The organism is Nocardiopsis sp. CNR-923 (genome assembly GCF_001942255.1).
Classification (GTDB): domain Bacteria; phylum Actinomycetota; class Actinomycetes; order Streptosporangiales; family Streptosporangiaceae; genus Nocardiopsis.
Genome location: NZ_MKKC01000133.1, coordinates 1 through 12,452 on the forward strand (window position 1 = coordinate 1; position 12,452 = coordinate 12,452).

At 70.0% G+C, this 12,452-nt stretch carries 13 protein-coding genes; 2 read left to right on the forward strand and 11 right to left on the reverse strand.

Annotated features, from left to right (window positions below; all coding sequences use genetic code 11):
• Positions 1–200 (reverse strand): hypothetical protein (locus tag BJF83_RS29970; protein ID WP_262391812.1); only part of this gene is annotated, 200 nt, incomplete at its 3' end.
• Between the two features lie 1,198 nt (positions 201–1,398).
• Here BJF83_RS29970 and BJF83_RS23580 point away from each other — a divergent pair.
• Entirely contained in the window at positions 1,399–2,424 is a 1,026-nt protein-coding gene (locus tag BJF83_RS23580) for an NB-ARC domain-containing protein (RefSeq protein WP_075928043.1), read from the forward strand.
• A 54-nt stretch (positions 2,425–2,478) separates the two neighbouring features.
• Positions 2,479–3,141, forward strand: coding sequence for a tetratricopeptide repeat protein (locus BJF83_RS23585; protein WP_075928044.1), 663 nt, complete (start codon positions 2,479–2,481; stop codon positions 3,139–3,141).
• A 146-nt stretch (positions 3,142–3,287) separates the two neighbouring features.
• Here the strand turns inward: BJF83_RS23585 and BJF83_RS23590 are convergent, their stop codons facing one another.
• The 10 genes from BJF83_RS23590 to BJF83_RS23635 form a co-directional block, all read right to left on the reverse strand.
• Positions 3,288–4,754 (reverse strand): site-specific integrase, encoded by a 1,467-nt coding sequence (locus BJF83_RS23590; RefSeq protein ID WP_075928045.1) that lies wholly within the window; start codon positions 4,752–4,754, stop codon positions 3,288–3,290.
• The gene (locus BJF83_RS23595) at positions 4,755–5,030 is read right to left on the reverse strand and encodes an AlpA family transcriptional regulator (protein WP_075928053.1); all 276 of its coding nucleotides are present in this window, start codon (positions 5,028–5,030) and stop codon (positions 4,755–4,757) included.
• A 373-nt stretch (positions 5,031–5,403) separates the two neighbouring features.
• The gene (locus BJF83_RS23600; RefSeq protein ID WP_075928046.1) at positions 5,404–5,793 is read right to left on the reverse strand and encodes a hypothetical protein; all 390 of its coding nucleotides are present in this window, start codon (positions 5,791–5,793) and stop codon (positions 5,404–5,406) included.
• Complete coding sequence (locus BJF83_RS23605; protein WP_262391813.1) at positions 5,790–6,752, reverse strand: TRM11 family methyltransferase; 963 nt, start codon at positions 6,750–6,752, stop codon at positions 5,790–5,792. The genes BJF83_RS23600 and BJF83_RS23605 overlap by 4 nt, the downstream gene beginning before the upstream one ends.
• Positions 6,749–7,549: a hypothetical protein gene (locus BJF83_RS27145; RefSeq protein WP_075928047.1), complete on the reverse strand. Its 801-nt coding sequence runs from the start codon at positions 7,547–7,549 to the stop codon at positions 6,749–6,751. Before BJF83_RS27145 ends, BJF83_RS23605 begins: the two co-directional genes overlap by 4 nt.
• A 172-nt stretch (positions 7,550–7,721) precedes the next feature.
• A complete protein-coding gene (locus tag BJF83_RS23615; RefSeq protein WP_075928048.1) occupies positions 7,722–8,090 on the reverse strand; it encodes a hypothetical protein in 369 nt (122 codons plus the stop codon).
• A 76-nt stretch (positions 8,091–8,166) separates the two neighbouring features.
• Positions 8,167–9,765: a winged helix-turn-helix domain-containing protein gene (locus tag BJF83_RS29975; RefSeq protein WP_262391814.1), complete on the reverse strand. Its 1,599-nt coding sequence runs from the start codon at positions 9,763–9,765 to the stop codon at positions 8,167–8,169.
• A gap of 122 nt (positions 9,766–9,887) precedes the next feature.
• Positions 9,888–10,508, reverse strand: a complete 621-nt coding sequence (locus BJF83_RS23625; RefSeq protein WP_075928049.1) for a hypothetical protein — start codon at positions 10,506–10,508, stop codon at positions 9,888–9,890.
• Positions 10,509–10,625: 117 nt separating this feature from the next.
• The gene (locus BJF83_RS23630) at positions 10,626–11,246 is read right to left on the reverse strand and encodes a hypothetical protein (RefSeq protein WP_143832055.1); all 621 of its coding nucleotides are present in this window, start codon (positions 11,244–11,246) and stop codon (positions 10,626–10,628) included.
• Between the two features lie 133 nt (positions 11,247–11,379).
• On the reverse strand, positions 11,380–11,622 hold the full coding sequence (locus BJF83_RS23635) for a hypothetical protein (protein ID WP_143832056.1): 243 nt from the start codon (positions 11,620–11,622) through the stop codon (positions 11,380–11,382).
• Positions 11,623–12,452: the final 830 nt, after the last annotated feature.

A 12,452-nucleotide genomic window follows, 5' to 3' on the forward strand; every position in this document is an offset into this window, starting at 1 on the left:
ACACCATCACCGAGGCCGTCCACATCCGCCGCACCCTGGCCCAGCAACGCCCCGACGCCTACCTGCCCAACCTCGCCCTGTCCCTGAACAACCAATCCAACCGCCTGGCGGGCCTGGGGCGGCGCGAGGAAGCCCTGGACGCCATCACCGAGGCCGTCCACATCCGAACTGCTCTGGCGAAGAAGCGTCCTGCCGTACATCAGGAAGACCTGGAGCGGTCTCTCCGTGTGCTCGAAGGCTCAGGAATTTTGACGCCGACCAGGAATAGCATGCGGAAGCGATCGCTACGCTTGGGCGACTCATCATTGCCGGTCCGTGGCCAAGGAGTACCTCGCGAGGTGCCATCGGACGCCACCAACCGGCCGTGCGTGCTCCGTTCGTGCTCTTCAGTTCCGTACTGACACGACACCAGACGGCATCCCACGGCCCCGGACGGCATGACGGATCGGATGGGGTGACACGAAACGGCACGAAAAGGCACGGGGCGGCACCAGATCACCGGACTTCTAATCCGATGGCCGCAGGTTCGAATCCTGCCGGGTGCGCCACAAAACCCCAGGTCAGACGGGGTGCGCGAGTCGAACAAGCGAGGTGTGGGACCTCGCCTGAGGGCCTGAAATGCTCCTCGTGTGCTCCCCAGTGCAAGGTCCCGTACAAGTGGGCACCCACCTCGCGGAGCATTTTACCGTCCCGTGACCCCAGTAGCCCCGGGCCGGGGGCGGCGCGTGTCCGCCCACCAGCGCCGCGCACCCGCCACCGGACGGACCATCACGACCCCGTAGGCCCCTGTAGCCGCACAGCGACCGGATCCGCCGATCCCCGCGAAATCCCTTACCCCATAGGATCTGACGGACCATAATCCGATGCCATGAACAAGCCACAACGCATCGGCACGAAACCGGCCACCCCGACCAACCACCCGGAAAACCGGCAGCGCCCCCTCTGAATCTCCCCACCGCAAAGGCATCCACCGATGAGCCGCGCGCAGAAGACCGCCACCGCAGCCTCGGCCACACTGGTGCTGGGCACCCTGATCGCCACCGGCCTCTGGGCCAGCGGAGGATGGGACTGGCAAGCCGTGGAGCGCACCGGATGGCTGGCCAGCATCGGCGCGTTCACCCTCCCGATCACAGGCGTGTGGGCCTGGGCCCTGCGCAAACAACCCCCCGCACCCGCCGTGGAACCACCGCCCCACACCACCCCGGCCCCCGCCACGCAGAGCACGGACAACACCGTGCACGGCGACATCCAGGGAACTCTCGTCCAAGGCCGCCGCGTCCACGTGGACCACTCCTCCTACGGCGCGACCGCTTCGAGATCCACAGCAACGAACACGTCCAGGCGGTCATCGGACAGCACAAGACCGAACACCACCACCACTACCCGCTGCGCGCTGAAGTGGACTGGCCCGTCCGTACCGGCGCCGTCCCCGAAGCCGCCGCCCACTACCAGCACCGCACCGTCGCCGACCGGCTCGACCGGGACCTGCACAACTTCGGCACCGTCATCCTGCGCCAGGTCCTCTCCGGCACCGGCGGCGTCGGCAAAACCCAACTCGCCGCCCACCACGCCCGCACCCTGCGCGCCATCACCGACCCCCACCACCGCGTCGACCTGCTCATCTGGGCCAACGCCGCCACCCGCACCGGCATCACCACCGCCTACGCCCACGCCGCCCGCCAGCTCTACACAACCGTGCCCGACGATGCCGAGGACGCCGCCCAACTCCTCCTGGCCTGGCTGTGCGACCCCAACCAGCACCAAGGGCGGCGCTGGCTCATCGTCTGGGACGACCTGGCCGACCCCGCCGCCGTGCAGAACCTGTGGCCCCCGCACGACCAGCCCTGCGGCCGCATGCTGGCCACCACCCGCCGCCGCGACCACACCCTCACCACCCAGGGCCGCCACCTGCTCGACGTCGGCGTCTACACCCCAGCCGAGGCCCGCGCCTTCCTCACCGGAGCCCTGGACGAGGCCGGGATCGCCCACACCGACACGGAGCTGGACGCCCTCGCCCACGCGCTGGGACACCTGCCCCTGGCCTTGGGCCAAGCGGTGCCCTACATGGCCGAACTCGGCCTGGACTGCAACGGCTACCTGGAAGTCTTCCACGACCGGATCAACACCCTGCGCGAGGTCTTCCCCGACTGGGACAGCGACACCCCCCTGGCCGCCACCTGGGACCTGTCCCTGGAGAGGGCCGACACCTTCCAGCCCCAGGGCGTGGCCCGACCGTTAATGGGGCTGATCGCCCTCCTGGACAGCGAGGGCATCCCCCTTCCGGTGCTCACCGCCCCACCCGCCCGCGACTACCTGACCGCCATACGGGACAAGACCGCACACACAGCGGGAGAGCCGAAACGGACGCCCCCAGGGTGTCAGAACATCAGGTGCGCGCCGCGCTGGCCGCGCTGGCCCGGTTGAACCTGACCACCCGCACCACCCCACCCCCACCCCAGGAGCAGGGGAGCCCCGCAGGTGGCACTGGTGAGATGCCACCAGCTCGTGCAGCGCGCCACCCGCGAACACCCCGCCACCCGGCCCACCCCGGAGTCGGCCCGCGCCGCCGCCGACGCCCTTCTGCACGCCTGGCCCGACATCGAACGCGACACCGGCCTGGGAGTGCGGCTGCGCGCCCACACCCGCGCGCTGCGCACCCGCACCAGCCCAGCGGGCAGCGTCGAGGAGTGGCTGTGGCAGCCCGACGGCCACCCGGTGCTGTTCCGCGCGGGCACCAGTCTGGGCGGAAGCGGGCAGGTGAAGGCGGCGGTAGGCTACTGGCAGGAGATGGCACGCACCGCCGGGCACCGCCTGGGCCCCGACCACCCCCACACCCTCACCACCCGCCACAACCTCGCCCGCTGGCGGGGCGAAACCGGAGACCCAGCAGGCGCAGCCAACGCCTTCGAACACTTGCTCACCGATACGCTGCGGATCCTGGGCCCCGACCACCCCCACACCCTCACCACCCGACGCAACCTCGCCGACTGGACCTATGAGTCCGGTGACACGGCTAAGGCCGTCGAAGTGTTGTCAACCCTGGCAGACGACCAGGAACGGGTGCTCGGCCCCGACCACCTCGACACGCAGGCCAGCAAACAGGTCCTGCGGCTCTGGCGAGACGAACTCTCCGACGGATGATCCGGCCCATCAGACCTCCAATCCGATGGGATGACAACCCCGGGAACGAGGAATCCCCAGGCCAGCGGGGGTGAACCTCCCGCGTGGCCCGGGATTGGAGGCGCCTTCTCGCTCCTGGTGTGCTCGCCGGTCCTGCTACCCCGCCGCTACGCGCGCACGGGCCTGAGCAGGGCCGCTGTGGCCTCGGCCGCTGCCTTTGCGACCTCGGGGAACACCGTCTGGTAGGTGTCCTGGGTGAAATGCGTGGTCGCGTGCCCCAGCTCGGTGGAGACCACCTTCACGTCCGCCCCCGCCGCCAGGGCGAGGGACGCGGCCCCGTGGCGGAGCCCGTGCAGGTGGATCGGCGGCAACCCCGCAGCTTTGACGATCCGGTTGAACCACCGGGTCACCACCCCTGGATGCCACCCCGCCCCATCAGGCTGGGTGAACACCAACCCCGAATCAGTCCAGCCCTGGCCTGTCTGGAGGCGGGCCTCGTTCTGGAACCGCTTCCAGGAACGCAACACCTTCACGGTGCCGGAGTCCAACGTGATGGTCCGTTGCCCCGCGGCGCTCTTCGGGGTGGTCGTGATCGTCTTCCACCCCAAAGTGATGACTTGGGTGCGGATGTCGACCTGCCCGTCGGTCAGCCTGGTGTTGGACCACGGCAACCCGACCGCCTCACCCCGCCGGAGCCCTTTGACGGCGATGAGGTGGAACATCGGGAACAACCACCGGTACTTCCTCGCGTGGGTGAGGAAGGTGATGGTCTGCTCCGGGGTCCACACCATCACTTCCCCCGGCACCACCCCGTCCACCTGCCACTGGCGCACCCGCTCGGCCGTCCACACCAACGGCTTGCTGCGCGGACACGAGGGAAGGCGCACGTGGGAGGCGATGTTCGCCCCCACCGGCAGGTCCGGGCGTCGCACCGCTTCGGAGAACGCGCTGCGCAACGTCGCCCTGATGCGGTGTTTGGTCGACAGCGAGATGATCCGTTGCCCCTTCACGGACGCCCGCACCTTCGCGTCGTCGGACTCGCGGCACTCCAGAATGTGCGCGTTCTTGTCCTCGATCGCGGCGAACATCTCCTCCACCTGCCACGAGGTCAGCTTGTCCAGGCGTGTGGCCCCCAGGTGCGGCACGAGGTAGTTGCGGATGTGGCCCTCGTAGGAAGCCCGGGTCTTCAACGCCAGGTCGGGTTTGCCGTCCAACCATTCCTTCAACCACTGGGCGACGGTCGGAATCCGTTCGCGGGTGCGCGTCCCGGCCCCGATCCGGCGTTTGACCTCGGCCGCCTCCGGCAACGGACGACGCGCCCGCAGAGCTTGCTGGATCAGGTCGGCGACCTGAACCTGAACCTCCGCCTCGCCCTCGGCCAGCCGGACCAGCGCTTTGACGTGGTCGAGCTGGGCCTGGGCCTGTTCCTGCGAGCCCAAGCCGCCCCGCCGTGCCTGGCGGCGCTTGCCCTCACCGGTGCGCGGCAGCTCGAGTTGGAAGGCCCACTCGCCGTGGCGGGAGTTCCACGCCCCATCCTCACGGCACAACTTCGGGCACTTCGTACCGAGGAGCTTGCCTGTGCTCTCGTGGCGGCATCCGCATCGTTTGAACACCGACCCCTCATGAGAACCCATTCACGGCCTCGCTTTCCTGTCGTCCTCGCGCGCACCACACCCGCACCCACCACGGTGGAAGACAGCGGCGTCCAAACCGAGGTGGGCCAACACCCCGGCGGTAGGCACCACCCACGCCCTGCCCGCCCGATGCGCGGGAACGGGGAAGGCTCCTGTTCGGAGGAGCCGGTAGGTGGTGGTCCGTCCCAGGCCGAGCATCCGCCCGGCCGTCACCGGGTCCAGGACCACCGGTAGTTGGCCGATCTCGGCCAACGTGACCTCTCGGTCCGTCGCCACCTTCACCACCTCCTCACCGTGGTTGACGTGCACGAATGTGGTTTGCGGCCCCGCGCTTGGCGGGGCAGCAGACATCCACGCTCGATCTCGCCGAGATGTGCAAGCGGATTCGGTGTGTTCGTCAGCGGTTCCACGCTCCCCCGTCCGCCACCCGACCCATTTCGGGTGGTATGTCGTTTTCGCTGTTCAGGGCGTGTGTGCGCCTCTGTCGGCCCCACACACCCCGGACCGGGGTGGTGGGGCAGCCCGGGACGGCGGGGCGGGTGTGGGCCACACAGCGCCCCACACCCGCCCGGGTGCGCCCCGGGGTCCCTGCCAGGGGACGGGGGGAACCACCCCCGCCCCCGCCCCCGCCCCCATCGGCGGGTGTCGGTCAGTCCGGGCGGACGTGGCCCGTGTAGGTCAACCACGCCCGATACTGGGCGCGCACCTTCTCCGGGATCGCCACCACCCGGTAGCGGGCGCTACCGCGTACGTGTTCGACCACCAGGTGGTCGCCCTCCCACGCGGGCATCACCCCGAGCACCGCACCCGCACAGGCCACCTCGGCGAACGCTTCGGCATCGCGGTCGGTGTGCGGGAAGTAGGCCAGGTCCACGCTGGTGTGCGGGCTGATGGGCAGGTCCGGGTTCGCGTCGAGGAAGTCGGCCAACTCCCGCAGATCGCCGATGATCCGACAGCGCCGTCCACCGCTGGCGGCGTCGCTGAATCGCTCGGGCGCCTGTCCCGTCTCGCAGTCCTGGTTGGTCTGGTGGTCGGTCATGCGGCCTGGGCCTCCTGGTCGGTGGTGGGGTTGGTGAACACCAGGGCGTCCTCGTGCTGGATCACGTGCACCGGGATCCCCGCCTTCCTCAAGCGGCGGGTCTCGATGAGCTGGAAGAACGAGGTCCGTGACACGACCTCGCCGTCGCGCACCGCGCACAACAAGGCGACGCACCGGTCGATCTGGACCAGCCCGGCCCGCCGGCCCGCCTCAGCGACCTGGCCGGGGAAATCGATCAGGTGGCCGTCCTTGCGGTAGGGGCGGGTGGTCACCACGACCACCCCGCCCGGCGCCAGCAGCGGGCGGCACGCCGCCAGCATCCGGGAGAACGAACCCAACAGAACCTCGGGCTTCTGGTAGGCGAGGTTGGCGACCTTCTCGTCCCGGCCGCGGGCGTAAGCGTGGGCGTACTTCTCCACCGCCTGCGCACCATCCCTACGGGAGCGGACCTGTCCGTGGGTCATCGACCCGTACGGAGGAGAGGTCAGCACCAACCGCACCCGACCCACGAGAGGCGAGTCAGCCAGCTCGGTGGCGACCGTGGAGCCCTCTCCGGTGTGCACCGTCCCCTGGCCGGGTGCTCCGTGGACGGTGGCGGTCTCCAGGTTCAGCCGGGCGATGGACGCCCACTTGGGCTCCAACTCGATCCCGACCGCGTCCCGCCCCAGGTGCACGGCTTCCACCAGGGTGGTGCCGATCCCGCACATCGGGTCCAACACCACCTCCCCCGGACGGGTGTAGGCACCGATGGCGTGTCGGGCGATGGCGGGCAGCATCTTGGCGGGGTGTTCCACCGACAACCGCGAGTACCTCCTTCCCCGCTGCCGGGGGGCCTGGTGCTGCCCCGTGGTCCACACCGACCAGCCCGCACCCGACAGCTGGTCGTGTTCCCCGAGGTGGGTGTGGTCGTGGCCGCGGTCCGGGAAGGCGAGGTCGTCGCCGTCGCAGCCCTGGTTCACGCGCCCACCTCCCCACGGACCTCCGCGGTGGCGGTCCGATACCGCTTGGGCAGGCGGAACACCGACACGTTCAGGTGCGCGGGCGAGGTGATCGTGGCCGCCGCCTCAGCCACCGAGGCCGGCAACCCCGCCCCGACCTCGCCCTCCTCCCAGTCCGGATCGAACGCCTCCTCCCGGTCCGGGCCGCACGCCTGCCCCCGTTCGAGGTCGCAGACGTCGCCGCGCACGGGGATGGTGGCCCCGAGCCCGACCTCGCAGATCGGGGCGGTCAACGCGATCACGTGCTGCACATACACCAGCCCCGCGCAGGTCGCGGCCCGCACCACCCCCGGAGCCGGATCCACCACCTCCCCGGAGGGGGCGTGCCCGACCGGCGTGATGACCGCGACGATCCCGCCCGGGCGGGTCAGGGTCGCTGCGAAGACCACCCGCGCCTGGGTGCGGCGTTCACGCCGCCTCGGGTCCTCCTCGCACACAGCGGGGAGAACCGTGACGGTCAGGTCGGCCCAGGCCACCCCGAACACCGTCACCTGCTCGCCCTGGTCGTACGCGGTGCGGGCGGGCACCTCGGCCGAGCGCCCCCGCAGGCGGGCGATCGCCGCCACCCGCCCCTGGGTACCGGTCACATCGGCGACCACCTGCCCCGGGCGGGTGTACTCGCCCACCAGCCGGTGCGCCAGGCGGTCCGGCACCACCCCGTCTGTTCCCTCGTGGGTGGGGTGGTGGGGGGTCGGAGCGCACGGCCACACCGCCAACGGCGGTCGACCCGTCGGGTTGTCATAGGACGTGTGTGTCATCAGGCGCCTCTCCTTCTTCTTTCTCGCCCTGATGACCTCCTAAGAAGACGCCCCCACCACGAATGCGACACCGACCCCGCACAACTTCGAGGGGAAAGGTGAAGGCCCGGGACCACACCACCGGCTCGGTGGTGTGGGTCCCGGGCCTTCACCCGGCTCACGGAAGGTCGTGTTACTTCCTCGGTTCCTGGAGGCGGCAGGGGCACCCGGCCTCCTGCACCATGTCCCGCACCAGCAACGGCAGCGGGAGCGCGATGATCACCGCGAGGTGGCCCAGCGGGGTGCCGTGGCAGCACCGGCCGGTAGCCGCATCGTGCACCGCCAGGCGGTGGCCGCACTCCCCGCACACCGTCCCCGGCCCCGTGTCCTCCCGGTGCACCACCCCCGGCCACCGGTTGGCCAGGTAGTAGGTGCGCAGCAACCGGTGGGCGCGGTTGACCACCCCCACCAGGGTCACCGTCACGCACAGGGCGGACAGAACGAGGGTGTACTCCCACTCCACACAGCCCAGGCCGGGCCAGGGCCACATACCATCCAACATCTCATACTCCCTAGGGGTATATCGGAGGTGGGGGTGCGGGCCCTTGTCTGGCCCGCACCCCCTGGGGGTCGGGTCGCTAGCTCGCGGCCTTGGCGGACCGGTAGCGGCGGGGCTTGTCGCAGGTGCGCACCGCGTAACCGTCCTCGGCCAGGCGGGCGAGGTTGTTCTGGATCGCGCCGATCGACCGGCCCTGCAACAGGTGGCTGATCTCGGTCGCGGTGAACTCCTCACCCGGGTCGGCGTCGAGGATCGCGCGCACCATGAGCTTCAGCTCGCCCGGGGCGAGCCGGGTCGACCCGCTCACCGGATTCACGTCGGCTGCTGTCGCGGTCACCGTGGTCCGGGGGGAGGCCGCCCGGGGCTTGGGCGGGGTGGCCGGGGCCGGGGCGGGCTGGGCCGGAACGTCCGGGGTAGGCGAGGGTGCCGTGGCCACCTCCTCGACCGGGGTCACGTCCGCGACCGGCGCCTCCTCGACCCGCACTTCCTCTGTGACCGTGTGCGGGGCGGAGTCGTCCCCTCCCGCGTCCAAGGTGGACGCGACCACCTCCGGAACGGTGTCCGACCCGGGGCCGGTGTCCGGGGCGGCGTCGGGCTCTACGGGTACGGTGTCAAGCCCAACGGGCGCGGCGTCGCCCGTCACCCCCTCACCCACCTGAAGAGGGGAGGTGTCCGCGCCGTCACCGGTGGTGTCCGAGGCCACGGAGGTGGCCGCGTGCCAGGCGTCGGGCAGGCGACGACGCCCCTCACGCCCGCCCGGGGTACGCACCGCCAACCCCTCCTTCTCCAGAGCCGGGAGGTGCTTGCCCACAGTCGACTTACCGACCCCCACCGCCTCGGCCAACGCGGTGACGGTGATCGGTTCGGGTGCCTCGGCCAGAGCGGCCAGGACGAGGCCACGGGTACGGGTGCGGGTCGCGGAACGGCGCGCAGCCGAAGCAGTCGTGGTGGTGGTCATAACGATCAGTTCCCTTCGCAGAGCAGCGGTGTGGTGTGTGGCGGGGGCCGCCCCGCCCCGTGCGGGGCGACCCGGTAGGAGGTGGTGGTCAGGGGTTGCGGCGCAGGTAGCGTCCACCTCTTCCCTGATCTGGTAGGCGGTGTACACGGCCACGGCGCGGTTGCGGATCTTCGCCGTCGTCCCGCTCACGCACTGGCCGTGATCGAAGATCTCCACCCGGGACCGCCGGGTGCGCGGGGAACGAGCGGGGATGCAGGTGGTGACCGTGATACGCGGGTGTTCGCCGCACACGTAGGAGTCGGTGACCTTGCCGCTGCGGTACCAGGAGCGGGCGTTCAGCTCGAACCCGAAGTCCTGCATCTGTTCGCGCATGATGGGGATGTCGAAGCTGGTGCGGGTGATGTCGTCCACCCATGGGTCCATGATGTCCAGGACCGCGAAGTCCACCTTGTGGGCGAGCTCTTCCCACACCCGGTCCCCGTACTCGGGCTCGAAGTCGGTCAGGTCCTGAACGAGGTTGGCGTGCCCGTAGACGATCGGGGTGGTCTGGGAGAGCGGGGACAGGGTGCGCGCATGGGTGATGCGGTAGCAGCGCCCGGGGGCGTCGGCGATGATGACACCGCCGGGGCCGACACGCTGCACCTCTTTGAGCAGGTCCGACGTGATCTGACTGGCCGCGAACCACTCGCTCGCAGTACGGGTGGTCATGTGCTCGAACACGGTGAGTCCTTTCGTGTGGGCGCGCCGAACACAGGCGCTCGGCGCACAGGTGTGGGTGTTGGGTGGCCGGGGCCGCCCCGCCCCTTTCCGGTCAGGGGCGGCCCCGGGTGGCGTGTGCGCGGTTAGGGGCGCAGGTCCAGGTGGGTACGCGCCCGCACCGGCGCTTCGGTGACCGGCGCGGGCACACCCGTGCGGGTCAGGGCCATGGGCCATGCCCCGACCGGGTGGCCGTGGTCGAACATGGTCAACAGGGCCCGACCCCGGGCGGAGGTGTACTGCACCGCGCAGGTGGTGAAGCTGATCCTGGGCTGGTCGCGGAAGGTGTAGGTGTCGGTGACCGTGGTCAGCCCCGTGTCGGTGCGCTCGTACTTCGGTCGGCGGTCCAGGCCCATCCCGTTCACGCGCATGTCGTCGCGCAAGGCGCGCACCAGCGCCCCGATGCGCATGGTGCGGTGGGCCCAGTTGTCCAGGCAGTCCCAGGTCTGCTCGGTCAACGCCCAGGCGATCTCGGCCAGGTCGCCGTCGTAGTAGTCCAGGTCGTGGGCGAGGTCGCCGTGGCCGTAGAGGATGACGTTGGCCCGGTTGCCCAGCGGCAGGGTGCGGGCGCGCATCAGGCCGATGGTGTTCTGGTTCAGCCCGGCGGTGATCAGGGTCCCCGGACCGGCCTGGCGCAGGCCGGTGAGCATGGTGGCGGTGACCTCCTGGTCGGCGAACCTCTCACGCATCGTACGGATCATGGTCACGGTGAGTCCCTTCGTATGGGCATGCCGGACACAGCGCCCGGCGCAAGGTGTGTGCGGTTTGGGGTGGAGGGGCCGCCCCACCCCTGTCGATGGGGTGGCCCCGAAAGTGCGGCCCGGTTAGGCGTTCACGTCCAGGGCCTGCCAGACGGTGCACGCGATCAGGTCCGAGGCCGCCCGGTGGGTGAGCGTTCCGCCGGTGCGCAGGGCCAGGTCCGCGACGGGTCGCGCCCTGTCTGCCGGGTCGTGGCTGAGGATCCGGGTCGGTTCCTCAAAGGCCCAGGTCACCGTGACTTGCGCGATCCGGTCGCACTCGGCCAGACGGTAGTAGTCCGTCATCCGGGGCAGTCCCCGCCTGTACGGCTCAGCGGTGGGAGCCGCCGTCAGGTACACACACCAGTCCGCCAGGTGGCTACGCAGGTCCTCGCACACCAGGTTCATCGCGCGCACCTGGGGCCAATCCCCCCACCAGTCACCGGCCAGGTCCGTCAGATCGCGAGCGAGGTCCTCATCTGCGGCCTCGCGCCCCTCGGCCGTGTACAGGTCGGCCAGCTCGCCCAGCCCGCGCTGGGAGGCGATGATCATCCGGGTCGGGACGATCGCCTTGCGCGGCAGCACCGCCTCGACACGGCCCGTGTCCTCGTCCCAGGTCAGACACGTCCCGGGCCCGTTCTCGCGCAGGGCCGCGACGTGATCAGGCGTGACGTGGATCGGCGTCGGGTAGGGCATACTCGTGCTCACAGCACACTCCCCTTTCAGGGGTTGTTGTGTAGGGCCCGCACCCGACCCGAGACGGGTCTCTAGTTCGTGCCGGGTGGGCGCGGGTGTTTCCGGTGGGGCCGGTCTGAAGGCGGCCACCTTCAGACCGGCCGCATCAGGCCGAGGTGAACTCCTGCAGGGGCACGAACACCACCGGCCTCACGGGCTGTGCCCCGCTCTTGGTCTGGCCGGGCAGGTCCCCGTAGGTGATGCACAGCGTCGACCCGTCCCGGTGGCTGTAGTCGGGCCTGTTCCAGCTCGGTGCCCAGTCGGTGGGCGCAAGGTCGCGCACCCCTTCCAGGCACTCGGGGCAGATCTTGTCCGAGCCGAACACCCCAGGTATGGGCCTCTTCGTCATCAGGTCCTCCTTCGTCGTGGTCGTGGATTCAGCGCCGTGCGGTGGCCGCAAACCTGCGGTGAGCGTGCAGCTGGAACAGCACACTCCCCAGGTCCTGCCGGTACCGCTCCGCCCGCACGTGGTCCTCGCCGGCCCGCCGTGCAGCCCGGCTGGCCGGTTGGGTGCGGTACAGGTGCGCCGCCTTCCCGCGTGCGGCCAGCTCCCGGGCGATGGCCTCCTCGTAGTCGGTGGCCAGCTCCCGTTCCCGTTGGGCCCGGGCCCGGTCGGCCAGCTCCGCCTCGGTTAGCGGTCGGGGCGGTGCGAAAAACGCCCGGTAATGATTGCGATAGCGCGCATGGTGCGCATTGTTTCAACCCCCTAAAATGTGCGGGTGTTCGCCTTCGGCGGTCCGAGGTTCACTTGGTTGACCGGTGTTTGTCAACTCGTGGCGTGAACCTTTTTCCGCCCACCCCTGGGAACGGTGCCCGTTTCCGGGGCGGAACCCAAGGTGAACTTGGGTGGCGCGGGTTTGTCAACTCGCGTCGCGGAAGAATTTTCCACCCGCCCCGGAACCGGTGTTCCGCCCCAGGGAGCACGCCAATAGGAACTTGGGCGAGGCGGGGTTGTCAAACCGTGGCGCGAACTTTTTTCGAGAAAACTTTTTCGCGGCGCGCCCACAGGAAGGAACCGCGCCCGGGCGCGTACACGCGCGAGGGCATCCCCGAGGCGGGGGTGGGCGATCATTGTTTTCATGCGCGCGGCCGGCCTGGGTGATCACGGAAAAGGCACACAACCGGGGTTGTGTGCTTATGGTTGTTTTTTTATGAGTAGGGGTGGTGGGAGGGGAGGGA